The following is a 15,927-nucleotide window of genomic DNA, read 5'->3' as shown; positions in this document are numbered from 1 at the left end:
GCGCCTTACTCTTCGCGTTCCATGGTACATTGCAACGGGTGCTGGTGACGGCGGGCGAAATCCATCACCTGGCCCACCTTGGTCTCGGCAATCTCGTGACTGAACACGCCAACCACGGCGACGCCTTTCTTGTGGACCGTCAGCATGATCTCGAACGCTTCGGCATGTGTCATACCGAAAAACCGTTCCAAAACATGGACCACAAACTCCATCGGGGTGTAGTCGTCGTTCAGCAGCAGCACCTTGTACAGCGGCGGACGCTTGGTCTTGGGCCGGGTTTCGACAATCACCGAGGTGTCGCTGTCGTCGCCTGGGTTGTCCGACATCATCAAGGGTTGTAGCAACATCGCGCAGAACAGTCCGGTTGGGGAGTTGGTTTGGTATAGTGGCTTATATAACCTTCCATCGGGTTTAGAAAAGGGAAAGCGAACAGGTGTCAACGGATCGTAAACTCACCACTGTTGGTTTCGATGCCGACGACACCCTTTGGCACAACGAACGCTTCTTTCGCCTGACTCAGGATCGCTTTGCCGAATTGCTGGCCGAGCATGCCCAACCCGACCATCTGGCCGACCGTCTGCTTGAAGCCGAGCGCCGCAACATCGGGCACTATGGCTATGGTGTGAAAGGGTTCGTGCTGTCGATGATCGAAACCGCGATTGAGGTGACCGAGGATCGCGTGCCCGCCTCTGTCATCCGCGAATTGATTGAGGCTGGACAGGACATGCTGGACCACCCAATCGAGTTGCTTCCACACGCCGAGGCAACGGTGAAAGCAGTGGCTGAAACCCACCGCGTCCTGTTGATCACCAAAGGCGATTTGTTGGATCAAGAACGCAAGCTTGCACAATCGGGCCTTGGCGATCTGTTCGACGGTGTCGAGATCGTGAGCGAAAAGACACCCGCATCCTACGCGGCGATCTTTGCCCACCATGGTCATGGTCCCGAGCATGCGATGATGGTTGGCAATTCCATGCGCTCGGATGTTGTTCCCGCGATCGAGGCCGGCGGATGGGGAGTATACGTTCCGCACGGACTGACCTGGGAAATCGAACATGCCGAAGCCCCTGTGAAGGAACCCCGGTTTCGCGAATTGGAAGACCTGGGCGGTTTACCCGCGCTTTTGAACAGGTTGAGTTGATCCGGCCATTTCCCGCCGCCACATTCTTGCCACAATGGCCGGTGTTGCGGGCCTGATCGCCACGGCCGCTACATGTGGTTTTTCCTTGAACTGAAATTCGACAGGCTGCCTGCAACCTCCGGGTTTATTTTGAGGAATCTCTGTGTTAGCCTGTGTGTAACTAATCAATGAGCCAGCCGAAAAATCGGCGGCCAGAGGCAGACAGAGGCAATGATCGTGCAGGTTCGGCGTACAAAGCCGGCCCGTTTGGGCCTTATTTTTCTAGCAGCCGTTTGGCTGTGCATTCTGATTCCGCTCAGCGCGCGGGCAGCCCCCTATGCGGCCATGGTGATTGACGCGCGCACGGGAGAAGTTTTGCATTCACGTAATGCCGACACGCGCCTGCACCCTGCCTCGTTGACCAAGATGATGACGCTCTACATCGCGTTCGAGGCGGTGCGAAACGGCGAAATCACACTCGATACCAAAGTGCGCATAACCCAAAAAGCCGCCAGCGAACCGCCATCGAAACTGGGCCTGCGGTCGGGGCAGCGCATTGCGTTCCGCTATCTGATCCGGGCTGCTGCCGTGAAATCGGCGAACGATGCGGCCACAGCCATCGGCATCGCGATCAGCGGGTCCGAGGCTGCATTTGCCCGTCGCATGACCCGCACGGCCAAGGCACTCGGAATGACGCGCACCACGTTCAAGAACGCGCATGGCCTGACCGAAAGCGGTCATATGTCGACCGCGCGGGACATGACCACGCTGGGGCGGCATCTGCTTTATGATTACCCCCAATACTACAACCTGTTTTCGCGCAAATCGACAAACGCGGGAATCAAATCGGTGAACAACACCAACCGCCGTCTTCTGGCCGCTTATCAGGGCGCAGACGGGATCAAGACAGGCTACACCCGCGCGGCGGGTTTCAACCTGGTGGCCTCTGCCAAACGGGGCAACGAGCGCATCATCGCAACCGTGTTTGGCGGCAAATCCAGTTCGTCGCGCAACGCCAAGGTGGCCGAGCTACTGGACCTGGGCTTTCGCCGCGCACCGTCGCGGGCGCCAATCCGCAAGCCGAGCCGTCCTGCCTATGTTGGCAACACCACAGCGGGCGGCAGCGGCAAGACGATTCGCTTGGCCGGTGCACCCAAAACCAGCCTACGTCCGCAATCTCGTCCCGCAGCAGGCGCTGTTCTGGTGGCTGAAGCCGCCAAGCAAAACCAAGACAGCATCCAGGCCAGCATTAATGAAGTCATAGCCGAGGTTGGCTCGGTGGCGCCTGCAGCCCCGGGAACGCGACCCGCGCTGCGGCCAGAAAACCTGGTTCTGACTTCGGTCGACCCCGAGCCGGCAGCCGCACCGCAGCCTGAGCAAGAGGTTGTGACCCGCTTGTCGACATCTGGCGGTCATCACTGGGGAATCAACGTCGGACGCTATACCAACCGCTATCAGGCCGAGAAAGTTCTGTTGCGCACTGCCCTAGCCGAGATGGCAACACTCGACGGGACCTTGCGCAAGGTCGATCAATCGACCCGTGGTTTCGACGCAACATTCCAGGGCATGACGCGCGATCAGGCTGATCTCGCATGCCGCCGCCTGAAGGCCCGTAACGTGACCTGCTTCATGATCGGCCCATCATAGAATTTACCACCAGCACTACCTCGTAAGATTTGACCGCGGAGCTCCGCGGTCATTTCTTTTGGGGTGACCCTTGTTGCGTTGGAGGGGGAACTCCCGCCCGTCGTCGATGTTTCTGACGAAACACCTCCTCCCGTTGGGCCGAGCCTCGCTGCGCTCGGCGGTTGGCGAATGGGGCGAACCGGTTCCCCGATCGGGACCACGCCGAGCCGAAGGCGAGGCGCCTGGCCCAAGGCCGCTAGCGGTGCCGACAAAGTCGGGATCGCTCGGGTGCGGGAGGTCTATCTGAATTGGTCTTATCAGCACTCTAGAACTGGAGCGTGGCCTTTGCCGTGCATATCGGTTACCCAAAGCGCACGCAGGGGGGTCCCACCTAGGGGACTGAGAGGCTGACGGTGCATCACGCACGGCGACGCGACCCTTTGAACCTGACCCAGTTGATACTGGCGGAGGAAGCTAGGGCATCGCAAACGCCGGGATCATGACCCGCCGCCTTGCCTGAGACGAGAGGGCCGTACACCCTCTTTTGCATCCAAGCCCACGTCATCTGTGTCTTTTTGAGTGAAACGCTTGAGGAGCACTGACATGAACGTCCCCAATCCAAAGATCACCACAGGTGGCTTGCCTGCCGCGCGCAAGATCTATGTGTCCGGCACGCAGCACCCCGACATCCGGGTGCCGATGCGCGAAATCTCGGTTCACCCGACCGCCGGAGAGCCGCCCCTGCCGGTTTATGACAGCTCGGGACCCTACACCGACCCGGACGTGCAGGTAGACATCAAGCGGGGCCTTGCCCCCCTGCGCCGTGCCTGGATCGAGGCGCGTGGTGACGTCGAAGACTACCAAGGCCGCGAAATCACCGCAGCCGACAACGGTTTTGTCGAAGGCGACCGGCTGACGCCCGAGTTTCCTGTCAAACCACGCCCGCTGCGCGCCAAAGATGGCAAGGCAGTCACACAATTGGCATATGCTCGCGCGGGCATCGTCACGCCAGAGATGGAATTCATCGCCATTCGCGAAAACCAACTGCGCGAAGCGGTGGTAGAGGCGCGTGACGGCAACGACTGGGGCGCCAACATCCCCGACTACGTCACACCCGAGTTTGTAAGGGACGAGGTTGCCGCAGGCCGCGCTATCATCCCGGCCAACATCAATCACCCCGAAAGCGAACCGATGATTATCGGCCGCAATTTCCTGGTCAAGATCAATGCCAACATGGGCACCTCAGCTGTTACGTCCAGCATGGAGGAAGAGGTCGACAAGATGGTCTGGTCGATCCGCTGGGGTGCCGACACGGTGATGGACCTGTCGACTGGTCGCAACATCCACAACACCCGCGAATGGATCATCCGCAACAGCCCTGTACCCATCGGCACCGTGCCCATGTATCAGGCGCTGGAAAAGGTGAACGGCATCGCCGAGGACCTGACATGGGAAGTCTTCCGAGACACGCTGATCGAACAGGCCGAACAGGGCGTCGACTACTTCACCATCCACGCAGGCGTGCGCCTGCACATGGTGCCGATGACCGTGAACCGCGTGACCGGCATCGTCTCGCGCGGCGGCTCGATCATGGCCAAGTGGTGCCTGCATCACCACAAGGAAAACTTCCTTTACGAGCATTTCGACGAGATATGCGACATCTGCCGCGCCTATGACGTGTCCTTCAGCTTGGGCGACGGTCTGCGCCCCGGTTCCATCGCGGATGCCAATGATGAGGCCCAGTTTGCCGAGCTGGAAACTCTGGGCGAACTGACCAAGATCGCCTGGGCCAAGGATTGTCAGGTGATGATCGAAGGACCCGGTCACGTCGCCATGCACAAGATCAAAGAGAACATGGACAAGCAGCTGGAGTGCTGCCACGAAGTTCCGTTCTATACGCTTGGGCCGCTCACCACGGATATTGCACCGGGCTATGACCACATCACGTCCGGCATTGGGGCGGCCATGATCGGTTGGTTTGGCTGTGCGATGCTTTGTTATGTGACGCCCAAAGAGCACTTGGGCCTGCCGGACCGGGACGATGTCAAAACAGGCGTGATCACCTATAAGATCGCCGCCCACGCTGCCGATTTGGCCAAGGGTCTACCGGGGGCGCAGCGTCGCGACGATGCCTTGTCACGGGCCCGGTTCGAATTCCGCTGGGAAGATCAGTTCAACCTGTCACTCGACCCGGACACGGCACGTGAATTCCACGATCAGACCCTACCCAAGCAGGCCCACAAGGTCGCGCATTTCTGCTCCATGTGCGGGCCCAAATTCTGTTCGATGCGAATTTCGCATGACATCCGCACCGAGGCGCAGAAAGAGGGGATGGAGGCGATGGCTGCCAAATTCCGCGAAGGGGGCGAGCTTTACATGCCAACCAAGGAGCCAGCCGAGTAGTCGATTCCAAAGGTTGCGTTGACACGCAAGCCGATCGCGGGTGGCGCGAAACGCGCCGCCCATGGGGGCGGTCGGCGCGTCGCCACGCTGCGCGCGGCCAGGAACAATAAAAACTTACCTTTCGAACTTGGTCACCTCGACCCCACCCTCGGTCAGGCAGCGCTTTACCGAGCGGGCAATCTGCAACGCCGTCGCGCCATCGCCATGCAGACAGATCGTATCGATCGAGGTCTCCAGCCGCTTTCCGCTCTCAGTGATGATCGCGCCTTTCTTGACCATTTCCAGAATGCGCGGCCCTGCGACATCCGCATCATGGATGACAGCCCCCGGCAGCGACCGATCCACAAGTGTGCCGTCATCATTGTAAGCCCGGTCGGCAAAGATTTCGCCAACCCATTTGCATCCCAACTCGCGCACGGCCTCTTCCTGCTTGGTCACGGCCAGCACCATCACGATGATATCCGGATCCACGTCCAGCGCGCCCTGATAGCAGGCCCGCGCCATGTCCAGATCAACCGAGCACATGTTGGCCAGCGCCCCATGCAATTTCAGATGCCGCACCTTGGTCCCCACGGCCTGCGCCATGCCCATCGCCGCGCCGAGCTGGTAGCGCACCAGATTGCGCAATGAGGCATGCGGCACCTTCATGTTGCGGCGACCGAACCCTTGCAGGTCGGGAAAGCCGGGATGCGCCCCAATACCGACGCCGTTTTCCGCCGCGATTGTCATGGTCTTGGCCATCACATCCGGGTCGCCCGCGTGAAACCCGCAAGCGATGTTGGCCGAGGTGATCACCTGCAACAGGTTCTCATCATCACCCATCTTCCAGGGGCCGAAACTTTCGCCCATATCCGCGTTCAGATCGACTTGGGTCATTCATTGTCTCCTTTGTCGGTGGCCGAAACCACACCGCTGATGAGTTGGTAGGACAGAAGGTCCGAAATGTCATTCGGATCACGCACCAGGGGCTCGACCTTACCAGGCAGGCGCGCCAGATCGCGCGTGAATGCGGCCTGCAACTCCGCCGCCTCTTCGAGCGTCACATACTTGAACCGGATCGCACCCCCTGCCGGGGTCTGCGCCGCGCGCGGCAAGTCACACGGCAACACGGTTGCAATCCGGGGGTACCCTCCGGTTGTCTGACATTCGTTGAGCAGGATGAAAGGGTTGCCGGTGCCCGTCATCTGGATATCACCTGGCGTGATCACCTCGGACAGGATATTGAGCTGGCCTTTGGCGGCAAAGCCCTCGCCCGCACTGTCCAACTGCATTCCCATGCGGTTGGCCCTGGGGCCACGGGTGAACTCTGTCTGTTCGAACCGGTCCAGGGTCGCATCATCAAACAGGTCACTCTGGAAGCTGCGCACAACATGCAGGGTGCCGCCTTGAAATCGGTCGGACACGGCAATCTTTTGCGCGGCATCCCCAGTGTCTTGCCCAACAGGCAGCATGTCGCCCGCTGCAACCACCTGCCCGACCTTGGCTGTCAGATGCACCGCACGCGAACCCAGGAAGGGGTCCGAAGAAATCCCGCCGCCCACGTGCAGATATCCATAGCTGCCCCGCGAAACGGCCCCAAGGCTCAGGCGCTGCCCCTTTAGCAGCTGGTGCGAGGCGTTCCAAACCGCAGGCGTTCCATCAATGCTGCACGCCATCGGCGCCCCGGTCAGGGCGATGCGCATGTCTTGGGACGCTTCGAATTCGCCCCCCATCCCCGCCATTTCCAACGCTGCAAGCTGCGGCGACTGCCCCAGCAACGCCGCGCCCTCGTGCAAGGCCATCAAATCGGCGGCACCCGCCCGCGAGAGCCCCTGGTCCAGATAACCCGCGCGCCCTTGATCCTGGATCGTGCACGCGGGACCAATGCGAAGAACACGCAAACTCATGCCTCGATCTCCTCGATCTGAGCACCGCCAAAGCCGTCTTCATTGCGGGTGCGGATCTCGTCCAACTCGTCAGGTGTGATCGACACAAACTGCATCTCATCCCCCGGGTTCAGTGCAAACGTCGGCGCGCGCCCCGGCTGAAAGCAGCGAAACGCAGTCTGACCTACGTGCCGCCATCCGGTTGGGGTCGGTCCGGAAAACAACACAAACTGCGAGATCGCCAGCACCAACGCACCCTCAGGCACCATGGGGTTCAGCTCTTTAAGGCGCGGAATGTCGAACGCAGGCTCCAGCGGCCCAAGGTATGGCTGACCCGGCGCAAACCCGATTGTGAGCACCCTGACACGGGACGCCGCGAGTCTTTCAACAGCGTCCGAGGCCGACAGGCCCGCGGCCGCAGCCGCATCTTCGAGTTGCGGCGCAAGGTCTGTTCCATAGACCGTGGGAACACGCCAGAACTTGCGCCCCTTTGGCAACCGCGCCGCGTACCAATCTCGGTCGTCCAGCAATCGAAGCAACCAAGCCTCGCACTCGGCATGGCTGAACTGCGAAGGGTCGAACCGCACATAAGCCGACGCCAGCGAGGTCGAGGTTTCGATCACGCCCGCCAGCCGCTCGGACTCCATCATCCCTCGAAAAGCCAGAGCAGCGCGGTTCGATGTTTCGGTCATCGTTTCCGCAAAAGTCACAAGCATCCCGTCCAGCCCGACATTGCGCACTACAGGGAATGGATCAGCGTGGGTCATAAAGCCTCCGCAACAGGGTTGGGGTCAGGTACATGGGAAACTGGTAACACCCCAGAAAAATCAACAACGGTTCGGTTATCTCGGGCGAAAGCGCCACAAAGAAAAGAGCAAAGTTCCGGTTACCCGAAACGATCGAGATCGGAACGGCGTCCGTGTGTCCTTTGGCCTTCAGCAGCACATAGGCTACGATCTGCGCGCCAAAGTTGATGGCAAAGGCCGCGACCAACCAAAAGGCAAGCTCTGCCGGATCGCGTGCAAAGGCCGGGCGGATCGCCGACATCAGCGCAATCACGATGACCGCCAGCGCAATCACCGTAAGCCCGTCCACCGCGCTCCGCGCATCGTCCGACAGCTTTGGGAACCCGAAATGCCGCAAGGCAAACCCCAAGGCCGCCGCGATCAGGATCACCACCAACAGACGTCCTGCCGCCAGCAGTGTGGCCTGCAATCCGCCAAGCTCGGGCAGCAGATACATCACCGGGACACAGGTCAGCGGCAAGATCGCCGTGCCCAGGATTAAAAGCCTCAGCGCTGGGGCGGGCTCATGCCCCAACAGGATCGAAAAATTCGCCGATCCCGTCACCGAGGGTGCTGCCAGCATCAGGACGATGGCCATTGCCAGGGGGGTGAACGGCGCCCCGAAAGCCCACAGCCCGAACAGGAACGCCAGTGGCAAGCCCAGTTGCAGACACAGCGCCGTGACGGCGGTGTTGCGCAGATCGCCAAGGTTCCCCATCGCCTCACGCGGGCCGATCCGGAACGCCGTCAGAAAGAGCAGCAAGGCCACCATTTCCGGGATCCAAGGCCTGAGGATGATGGCCAAGTTGGGCAATGCCAACCCCGCCACCAATCCGATGATCAGGCCAAACTTTCCATGCCGGGCGATGAACGCCAGCCCATTGCCGAACATGTCACGTCCTCTGCCTTAGCCGCCTGGCCCAGACCGTAGGTTGTCGGGCAACCAGGTTGCAAGGTCGGGGAAAGCGATCAGGACAAAGACCATCAGCACCATGATCATGAACATCGGGAAGGCCGCGCGGGCGATGAAGCCCATCTCGTGCTGCGTCATTCCTTGCATCACAAAGAGGTTGAAGCCGATGGGCGGTGTGATTTGTGCCATCTCGACAACCACCACGATGAAGATGCCGAACCAGATCAGGTCGATGCCCGCCTCGCGCACCACAGGCTCCAGCACGGCCATGGTCAAGACCACGGTCGAAATCCCGTCCAGGAAGCAGCCCAGGATGATGTAGAACACCAGCAGGACCATCAGCAGCCAGAACTTGGTGAACTCCCAGCCTGCGATCAGCTCGGCCAGTTCCTTGGGCAGGCCGGTCTTGGCCATTGCGAACTTCAGGAACGCAGAACCCGCCAGAATCAGCGCAATCATGGCCGAGGTCCGCACCGCACCGATGGTGCTGTCGCGGAAGGTCTGCCAGTTCAGCGACCCTTGGATCAGTGCCAGGACCCATGCGCCGACCACACCGATGGCCGCAGCCTCGGTCGGCGTTGCAAAGCCCAGGTACATCGACCCGATCACCGTAAGGACCAGCAGGATCACCGGGATCAGAAAGCGCGAGTTCTTGAGTTTGTCCATAAAGGACATCCCGTCTTCTTGCGACGGGTTCCAACTCTTGGAGAGTTTGGAATAGACCGCCACATAGATCATGAACATCGAAGCCAGAACCAGACCTGGCAGGACGCCCGCAAAGAACAGTTTGATGATCGAGACACCATCAATGGTCACGCCGTAGACGATCAGGGTCAGCGACGGCGGGATCATCAGACCAAGTGTCGCCGCACCGGCCAATGTGCCGATGGTCATCGTCTCAGGGTAGTTGCGCTTGCGCAGCTCGGGGATCGACATTTTGCCCACGGTGGTCAGGGTCGCAGCGGACGAGCCCGAGACGGCCGCAAAGACGGTACAGCCGACGATATTGGCATGCACCAAGCCACCCGGCAGTTTTGCCATCCAAGGCGAAAGGCCTTTGAACATATCCTCGGACAAGCGCGTTCGGAATAAGATCTCGCCCATCCAGATGAACATGGGCAGTGCCGCAAGTTCCCAGGATTTCGAGGCCGACCAGATCTGGCTGACCATGTCCTGGCCGATGGTGCGCGAGTTGGAAAACAGTTCCAGCGCCACCCAGCTGACGCCCATCATGGCGATACCGACCCAAACGCCGCTGCCCAAAAGCAGGAACAGAACGGCGAGGAAGATCACGACAAGTACGACATAATCCATTGCCTCAGACCTCCTGCGTTTCGACGTTGTCGTGTTGGATGCGGTGCTCACCCTTGAAAATCAGGTGCAACAAATGATCGGTCAGCGCGATGGCCAGGATCACACCGCCGATCACCATGACCGATTGCGGGATCCACAGCGCAGTCTTGTCTTGCGCCTGGCTGACATCGTTGAACTTCCACGACCAGAATACGAACTGGCGTGCATGCCAGCAGAAATACCAGACCACAGCGGCAGAGACGGCAAAGCACCAGATATCCACATAGCGCTTCATACCCGGTCCAACCGCATTGAGCAGCAGCGACACCCGGATATGCGAACCGCGATTAAGCGCTGCTGCAAAACCCAGGAACGAGGCCGCTGCCATGAAATAAGCCGCATACTCTGGCGCGCCGGGGAACACCTCGGACGACCAGCGGGCCAGCATTTGCAGCAGGATCAAGGCCAGGATGGCGATCATACAGAGCGCCGCGAGTATCTCTGAAAGTCTGTATATGTAATCGAGAACTGCCCTAAGGCCGCGCAGAACGCCCATGATGTCACCCTCCCATCGGATGTAGTTCGGGCGGCACGTGACGCGCCGCCCGGTGTTCCAGTCGTTACTGTGACGCCTTGAAGGCATCGACGATGGCTTTGCCTTCGTCGCCGGCGGCTTCAAGCCACTCGTTGGTCATGGTAACGCCGATTTCTTTCAGCTCGCCCGTCATCTGCTCGGACGCCGGACCAACGCTCATGCCCCCGTCACGCAGACCTTGCAGCGTGAACCCGGTGTATTCCTTGGCGCGCCAGTTGCCCGCGTACTCCGCCAGCTCGGCGCAGCCTTTGATGACGTTCTTGTGGGCGTCGGCGGTGTCGGCCCAGACTTCGGAGTTCACCATCACGTAGTTGCGCGGCAGCCAGGCATCCACTTCGTAGAAAAAGCCCAGGCTTTCCCACACTTTGCGGTCATAGCCGGTCGAACCGGACGAGACCATGGATTCCGCCACACCAGTGGCAAAGGCCTGGCTGATTTCAGCCGCTTCGATGGTTACGGGCAGCATGCCGGTCAGTTCTGCCAGACGCGAGGTGGCGTTGTTGTAGCTGCGGAACTTGATACCTTTCATTTCGGCAACCGAGTTCACTTCGTTCTTGAAGTACAGGCCCTGTGGCGGCCACGGAACAGCGTAAAGCAGCGTCAGGTTCTGCTCGGCCAGCAGCTTTTCGATCGACGGCTTGGCCGCTTTCCACAACTTGGCACTGTCATCAAACGAGGTGGCCAGGAACGGGATCGAGTCAAAGCCAAAGAGCGCGTTTTCATTCTGGTGACCCGACAGCAGCCGCTCACCGATGGGCGCCTGACCGGTCTGGATCGCGCGTTTGATGTCAGCTCCTTTGAACAGCGAGCCGGACGGGTGGGTCACAATTTCAATCTCACCACCGGTGCCGGTGGTCACGCATTGTGCAAACTCTGCGCCGGTCGCCGAATGGAAGTTCGACGCCGAATAGGCCATCGGCATGTCCCAGGTTTCCGCCGCGGCAGGCAACACACTGGCAGCGGTCAGCGCCGTTGCAGCCATCAGGTTGGTAAAGGTCTTCATTGTCTTCTCCCTTGGTTGGACTGTCTTTTTTGGTTCTATCCGGCCTTCGTGTAGCGGGCCGGTGAATAGATGCTCAGATCAATGTTGGGCGCTTTGCCCGAAATCAGTTGCGCCAGGATGCGGCCCGTCTTGGGGCCCCCGGTCAGGCCGATGTGGTGGTGCCCGAACCCTGTGTAGGCCCCTTTGAGATGCGGCAGCTCTCCGATCACCGGGATCGAATCCGCCGGTGCAGGGCGATGTCCCAGCCATTCCGTCACATGCGACGCCCGCAGCCCCGGAAACACCGCACTGGCATTGCGACGCAGCAGGTCTAGCGGCGCCTCGGACGGCCCCGCCTCCAATCCGCCGAACTCGACCGTACCGGCCAGACGCAGGCGCCCCTCCATCGGGGTGGCCACGAATTTATACGCCGCGACCATGACAGGGGTCTTGGGCATCACGGTAGGTTCCCAGAATTCCAAATGATAGCCGCGCTCGGCCTCGAGCGGAACGTCGAGCCCCAGTTTTTTCGTCAACGCCCCGGACCAGGCCCCCAACGCGACGACCGCTGTATCGCAGGGAATTGTCTCACCACCTGCACGGACGCCGGTGACCTGGCCGTTCTCACGCGCGATGTCTTCGACATCCGCAATGATCAGCTTGCCGCCCTGAGACACGAAATGATCCGCCAGATCCTTGATGTACTGCCCGGGATCGCGAATGCGGCCATGATCCTTCAACCGCGCAGCAAAACCCAAATCGGGAGAGTAGACATCGTCATACGCGCGGAAGGCCTGCCCCTCTAACTCATCCCATTGGAACCCGTTCGTCTTGCGCAGGCCCCAGCCAAAGGAATCCGTGCCATAGTGCGCACGGTCATTGTAAGCAAAGAGGTAGTCGGTCGGCACGATCCAATGCTCGGCCCCCGTCCCCTCGGCCAATGCCAAGTGATCTTGCAGGCTGTCGCCAACAATGGGTGTCAAAGCCTCAGCGATCCGCCGGGTGTCATCGGCGTTGGCATGGCTAAGGTATTTGGTCAGCCACGGAAGAAGTTTGGGCAGATACCCCCACTTCAGGAACAGCGGTTGATTGGGGCTGAACAGCATCTTGGGTGCTTTGGCCAGCAGGCCGGGCCCCGTCACCGGCACGATCGAACAAGACGCCAGGATGCCGCCGTTGCCATAAGACGTCCCTTCGGCCGGCCCCTTGCGGTCGATGATGACCACCTTGTGCCCTTCCCGTTGCAGCCAGATCGCGGTCGAAACACCAACGATGCCCGCCCCGATCACAACAACGGTCTTGCTGTCCTGCATCACACCCCTCCCCCGGCTGTGAATTGACCTGCGTCTGGTGATTCCAATGTCGTAAGCATGTCACCTTTTCGCGATACGTCAACAAAATGTTGACAAATTATCATCGTTTGCCATTCTTTACCCATGACCAAAACCTCTGACACCCTTGGCCCCGTTGTTTCCTCGGCCCATCTGGCCGAAGGGAGCTTTCCCGAAGTTTCCGAGTTCGAGTTTGGCCTGATCATTGCCAACAACGCCTTTTCGCGCTGGACCGAACGCGCCATGGCTGCGGCCGGGCACCCCGAACTGTCGGCGCTGGACGTTCTGGTTCTGCACACTGTGCGCCATCGCGGGCGCCCCAAGAAGCTGGCCGACATTTGCCTGGTGCTGAATGTCGAAGACACACACAACGTCAACTACGCGGTCAAAAAGCTGAAGAAATCGGGACTTGTGAGCGACGGACGGCTGGGCAAGGAAAAAACGGTTGAGGCGACGGATCAAGGCATTGCCGTGTGCGACCGCTACCGCGAGATACGCGAGAACCTGTTGCTTAGCGCCATGAACGAGCTTGGCTTTGAACCTGAGCAGCTCAGCCGCCTGTCCGCGCTGATGCGCCTGATGTCTGGCCAATACGACCAGGCCGCGCGCGCCGCAACGGCCTTCTGACATCCTACCGCTCATGACGACGTCCTGACGGAAAAACGTTTCATCTTGTCCAGGTCCGGCCGCGCGCCCAAGCCGGGCGAATCCGGTACAACCACCTGACCATTTTCCACCTGAAACGGCGTTTCCAGAATATCTTCGGTCAGGAAATAGCTGGCTTGATAGAATTCGCAGCCCAGCGTGATCTCAGGTGTTGCAGCGATCATGTGGGTGCCGGCAAGATGCGCCAATCCCGCTTCGAACATGTCGCCGCCATAGGCCATCAATCCGTTGGCCGCTGCGATCCGGGCGACCGACTGGCCTCGGGCAAGCCCGCCGGACTTCATGATCTTGATCGACACGCCGTCACAGATCCCTTCACGGGCGGCGCGGACCATATCCTCGGGGCCAAAGACGCTTTCATCCGCCAGCAACGGCACATCCGTCATCCCGCGCAGTTGGGCCATCATGTCGAAGTGATGAAAACGCACAGGCTGTTCGATGAAATCGGGCTGAAACTGCGCCACATCAAGAACGCGGGGAATCGCCTCTTCGATCTCGAGCCCTTGGTTATAATCGACGCGCACGCCAAATTCGGGGAAGTCCTGCGCAATCCGTTCCAGGCGCATCACATCAAATGCATGATCCTTGAACCCGGTCTTGAGCTTGATGAGGCCAACGCCATCCGCCCGCAAACGCTCCATCAAGGCGATATCCGCGTCGAAGTCCGGGTTGGCGATGGAACAGCTGAGCGGGATGGTGTCACGGCATTTGCCACCCAGAAAGGCCCAAACCGGCAGGCCCGCAATGTGTCCGGCCAGGTCCAGCAAGGCGGATTCAAGCGCTGCCTTTGCCTCGGTGCAATGGGCCACGGCGCGCTGCGCCTTGGCCATGATTGCCGCCCGATCGCCAACCTTCTGCCCAACCACCAGCGGGCGCAAATAACGATCCAACGCGGCATAAGTCGCCTCGGGCGTACCTGTGAACACGGACCAGGGCGAGGCCTCGCCAAACCCCTGATCGCCACTTTCAGACGTCAGACGGAGGACGACGATCTCGCACGATCCCTCGACCCGACCGATCCCATGATCGCGTGCCGAAACAACCGGCACGGCCAAATGCCAAACATCAAACCCCGTAATGGTTTGCGACAAATCCGACATGCAGCCCCCATCCTTTTGCGCGCATGTGAATTTTGGGCAAGCCGAGCCATCATTTCCAATACTATTTTCTACCCAACCCATAAGTTTGAATGATATAGATCAGGCATGAATGCTTCTTTCCGCCAGTATCAGGCCTTTCATGCCGTCATCGAGACCGGCACCGTCACTGGGGCTGCTGCCCAATTGGGCATCTCACAGCCCGGCATATCGAACTTGTTGAACCAGCTCGAGCGGGCGACGCGGCTCAAGCTGTTTGAACGCAATCGGGGTCGCCTGGTGCCAACGCCCGAGGCCGCCTTGTTGTTTGATGAGATCGACACGCTGGTGCGTGGTTTGGATCACGTGAACCAGGCGGTGATCGACCTGCAAAATCAGCAAGCCGGGCAACTGCAGATCGCCACCAACCACTCGCTGGCATTTGGCTTTATGCCGTCGCAATTCCGCAAATTTGCCGAAACCCGCCCCAACCTGACCATCTCGTTCCAATCACAGTTTTCGACACGTGTCCAAGAATGGGTGATGGCCGGCCTGTTCGAGATCGGGATTTGTGAGCTGCCCTTGCGTCACGACGGGCTAGAGGCCCGCAATTACTACTTCGAAACGCTGTGCGCCGTGCCCGAAGACAGCCCCCTGGCGGAGCATGAGGTGCTGACGCCCAAAATCATGGACGACTATCCTTTCATCGTCATCGGCTCCGAGCACATGGTGAACCGCCGCGTCCGCGAAGCGTTTCAGACCCATAACGCGAAATGGCGGATCACCTGTCACACGGACCTGTTTCGCAACGCCCTGAACCTGGTGAAACACGGGTTTGGCGCCACCTTGATTGATCCCTTTACGCTGTCCAGCGACGACGGCCAGGGCTACGTCCTACGCCGATTCGAGCCGCACATCCTTCTGGACATCGTCATCGTAACCGCCCGCGACCGCCCGATTTCCGCAATCGGACGGCAGTTCATGGACCAGGTGTCGGAACAAATGGAACAGATGGCTGTGCGTCGTGGTCGCAGGTGAAAGACACTGGATGTCAGCCGAGTTGGCAGAACGTTCAATTTCGCTCTTGTCCTTCGTTTCGGAAAACCATAAACGGGTCAGCGGAGACGTGGCCGAGTGGTCGAAGGCGCTCCCCTGCTAAGGGAGTAGGCGGGAAACCGTCTCGAGGGTTCGAATCCCTTCGTCTCCGCCACCACACAACTAAGATGCGATCTTTCGGCGCTGATGGGCCTTTTGCCAAATAAGACGCTCACT

The 15,927-nt window shown here is 59.8% G+C and carries 15 protein-coding genes, 1 tRNA gene and 1 riboswitch; of the genes, 6 read left to right on the top strand and 10 right to left on the bottom strand.

What is annotated here, in order from left to right; translation table 11 throughout:
* Window positions 1–5: 5 nt before the first annotated feature.
* Complete coding sequence (gene clpS, locus TRL7639_RS18175) at window positions 6–347, bottom strand: ATP-dependent Clp protease adapter ClpS (RefSeq protein WP_085797308.1); 342 nt, start codon at window positions 345–347, stop codon at window positions 6–8.
* Window positions 348–433: 86 nt separating this feature from the next.
* Between clpS and TRL7639_RS18170 the strand changes: the two genes are divergently transcribed.
* The 3 genes from TRL7639_RS18170 to thiC all read left to right on the top strand — a co-directional run bounded on the left by TRL7639_RS18170 (window position 434) and on the right by thiC (window position 5,149).
* A complete protein-coding gene (locus TRL7639_RS18170) occupies window positions 434–1,141 on the top strand; it encodes an HAD family hydrolase (protein WP_085797307.1) in 708 nt (235 codons plus the stop codon).
* A 210-nt stretch (window positions 1,142–1,351) separates the two neighbouring features.
* Window positions 1,352–2,767, top strand: a complete 1,416-nt coding sequence (locus TRL7639_RS18165) for a D-alanyl-D-alanine carboxypeptidase family protein (protein ID WP_085797306.1) — start codon at window positions 1,352–1,354, stop codon at window positions 2,765–2,767.
* Window positions 2,768–3,114: 347 nt separating this feature from the next.
* A riboswitch (TPP riboswitch) is annotated at window positions 3,115–3,236 on the top strand.
* A 113-nt stretch (window positions 3,237–3,349) separates the two neighbouring features.
* A complete protein-coding gene (thiC, locus tag TRL7639_RS18160; protein ID WP_085797305.1) occupies window positions 3,350–5,149 on the top strand; it encodes a phosphomethylpyrimidine synthase ThiC in 1,800 nt (599 codons plus the stop codon).
* 114 nt (window positions 5,150–5,263) lie between these two features.
* Here thiC and TRL7639_RS18155 read toward each other — a convergent pair whose 3' ends face one another.
* The 8 genes from TRL7639_RS18155 to TRL7639_RS18120 form a co-directional block, all read right to left on the bottom strand.
* A complete protein-coding gene (locus TRL7639_RS18155; RefSeq protein WP_085797304.1) occupies window positions 5,264–6,025 on the bottom strand; it encodes a LamB/YcsF family protein in 762 nt (253 codons plus the stop codon).
* A complete protein-coding gene (locus tag TRL7639_RS18150; RefSeq protein ID WP_085797303.1) occupies window positions 6,022–7,035 on the bottom strand; it encodes a 5-oxoprolinase subunit C family protein in 1,014 nt (337 codons plus the stop codon). Before TRL7639_RS18150 ends, TRL7639_RS18155 begins: the two co-directional genes overlap by 4 nt.
* On the bottom strand, window positions 7,032–7,781 hold the full coding sequence (locus tag TRL7639_RS18145; RefSeq protein WP_085797302.1) for a 5-oxoprolinase subunit B family protein: 750 nt from the start codon (window positions 7,779–7,781) through the stop codon (window positions 7,032–7,034). Before TRL7639_RS18145 ends, TRL7639_RS18150 begins: the two co-directional genes overlap by 4 nt.
* A complete protein-coding gene (locus TRL7639_RS18140; RefSeq protein ID WP_085797301.1) occupies window positions 7,768–8,691 on the bottom strand; it encodes a hypothetical protein in 924 nt (307 codons plus the stop codon). The genes TRL7639_RS18145 and TRL7639_RS18140 overlap by 14 nt, the downstream gene beginning before the upstream one ends.
* Before the next feature lie 15 nt (window positions 8,692–8,706).
* Window positions 8,707–10,026: a TRAP transporter large permease gene (locus TRL7639_RS18135; RefSeq protein WP_085797300.1), complete on the bottom strand. Its 1,320-nt coding sequence runs from the start codon at window positions 10,024–10,026 to the stop codon at window positions 8,707–8,709.
* A gap of 4 nt (window positions 10,027–10,030) precedes the next feature.
* On the bottom strand, window positions 10,031–10,561 hold the full coding sequence (locus TRL7639_RS18130; protein WP_085797299.1) for a TRAP transporter small permease: 531 nt from the start codon (window positions 10,559–10,561) through the stop codon (window positions 10,031–10,033).
* Between the two features lie 64 nt (window positions 10,562–10,625).
* Entirely contained in the window at window positions 10,626–11,603 is a 978-nt protein-coding gene (locus TRL7639_RS18125) for a TRAP transporter substrate-binding protein (protein ID WP_085797298.1), read from the bottom strand.
* Between the two features lie 35 nt (window positions 11,604–11,638).
* Window positions 11,639–12,895, bottom strand: coding sequence for an NAD(P)/FAD-dependent oxidoreductase (locus TRL7639_RS18120; RefSeq protein WP_085797297.1), 1,257 nt, complete (start codon window positions 12,893–12,895; stop codon window positions 11,639–11,641).
* A gap of 123 nt (window positions 12,896–13,018) precedes the next feature.
* Between TRL7639_RS18120 and TRL7639_RS18115 the strand changes: the two genes are divergently transcribed.
* A complete protein-coding gene (locus TRL7639_RS18115; protein WP_085797296.1) occupies window positions 13,019–13,540 on the top strand; it encodes a winged helix DNA-binding protein in 522 nt (173 codons plus the stop codon).
* An 11-nt stretch (window positions 13,541–13,551) separates the two neighbouring features.
* Here TRL7639_RS18115 and TRL7639_RS18110 read toward each other — a convergent pair whose 3' ends face one another.
* Entirely contained in the window at window positions 13,552–14,679 is a 1,128-nt protein-coding gene (locus tag TRL7639_RS18110; protein WP_085797295.1) for an enolase C-terminal domain-like protein, read from the bottom strand.
* Between the two features lie 105 nt (window positions 14,680–14,784).
* Between TRL7639_RS18110 and TRL7639_RS18105 the strand changes: the two genes are divergently transcribed.
* Both TRL7639_RS18105 and TRL7639_RS18100 read left to right on the top strand, forming a co-directional pair.
* Window positions 14,785–15,693, top strand: coding sequence for a LysR family transcriptional regulator (locus TRL7639_RS18105; protein ID WP_110647182.1), 909 nt, complete (start codon window positions 14,785–14,787; stop codon window positions 15,691–15,693).
* A gap of 82 nt (window positions 15,694–15,775) precedes the next feature.
* Window positions 15,776–15,865: transfer RNA gene (locus tag TRL7639_RS18100), tRNA-Ser, on the top strand.
* The last annotated feature ends 62 nt before the right edge of the window (window positions 15,866–15,927 follow it).

Origin of the sequence: Falsiruegeria litorea R37 (assembly GCF_900172225.1) — a bacterium.
In the GTDB taxonomy this organism is placed as follows: domain Bacteria; phylum Pseudomonadota; class Alphaproteobacteria; order Rhodobacterales; family Rhodobacteraceae; genus Falsiruegeria; species Falsiruegeria litorea.
This window is presented reverse-complemented; position numbering and strand designations above follow the sequence as displayed.

Coding starts and splice junctions, on each gene's coding strand:
- clpS (WP_085797308.1), bottom strand. CDS start 347: ATGTTGCTACAACCCTTGATGATGTCGGACAACCCAGGCGACGACAGC.
- TRL7639_RS18105 (WP_110647182.1), top strand. CDS start 14,785: ATGAATGCTTCTTTCCGCCAGTATCAGGCCTTTCATGCCGTCATCGAG.
- TRL7639_RS18125 (WP_085797298.1), bottom strand. CDS start 11,603: ATGAAGACCTTTACCAACCTGATGGCTGCAACGGCGCTGACCGCTGCC.
- TRL7639_RS18140 (WP_085797301.1), bottom strand. CDS start 8,691: ATGTTCGGCAATGGGCTGGCGTTCATCGCCCGGCATGGAAAGTTTGGC.
- TRL7639_RS18135 (WP_085797300.1), bottom strand. CDS start 10,026: ATGGATTATGTCGTACTTGTCGTGATCTTCCTCGCCGTTCTGTTCCTG.
- TRL7639_RS18130 (WP_085797299.1), bottom strand. CDS start 10,561: ATGGGCGTTCTGCGCGGCCTTAGGGCAGTTCTCGATTACATATACAGA.
- thiC (WP_085797305.1), top strand. CDS start 3,350: ATGAACGTCCCCAATCCAAAGATCACCACAGGTGGCTTGCCTGCCGCG.
- TRL7639_RS18150 (WP_085797303.1), bottom strand. CDS start 7,035: ATGAGTTTGCGTGTTCTTCGCATTGGTCCCGCGTGCACGATCCAGGAT.
- TRL7639_RS18145 (WP_085797302.1), bottom strand. CDS start 7,781: ATGACCCACGCTGATCCATTCCCTGTAGTGCGCAATGTCGGGCTGGAC.
- TRL7639_RS18115 (WP_085797296.1), top strand. CDS start 13,019: ATGACCAAAACCTCTGACACCCTTGGCCCCGTTGTTTCCTCGGCCCAT.
- TRL7639_RS18120 (WP_085797297.1), bottom strand. CDS start 12,895: ATGCAGGACAGCAAGACCGTTGTTGTGATCGGGGCGGGCATCGTTGGT.
- TRL7639_RS18155 (WP_085797304.1), bottom strand. CDS start 6,025: ATGACCCAAGTCGATCTGAACGCGGATATGGGCGAAAGTTTCGGCCCC.
- TRL7639_RS18165 (WP_085797306.1), top strand. CDS start 1,352: ATGATCGTGCAGGTTCGGCGTACAAAGCCGGCCCGTTTGGGCCTTATT.
- TRL7639_RS18110 (WP_085797295.1), bottom strand. CDS start 14,679: ATGTCGGATTTGTCGCAAACCATTACGGGGTTTGATGTTTGGCATTTG.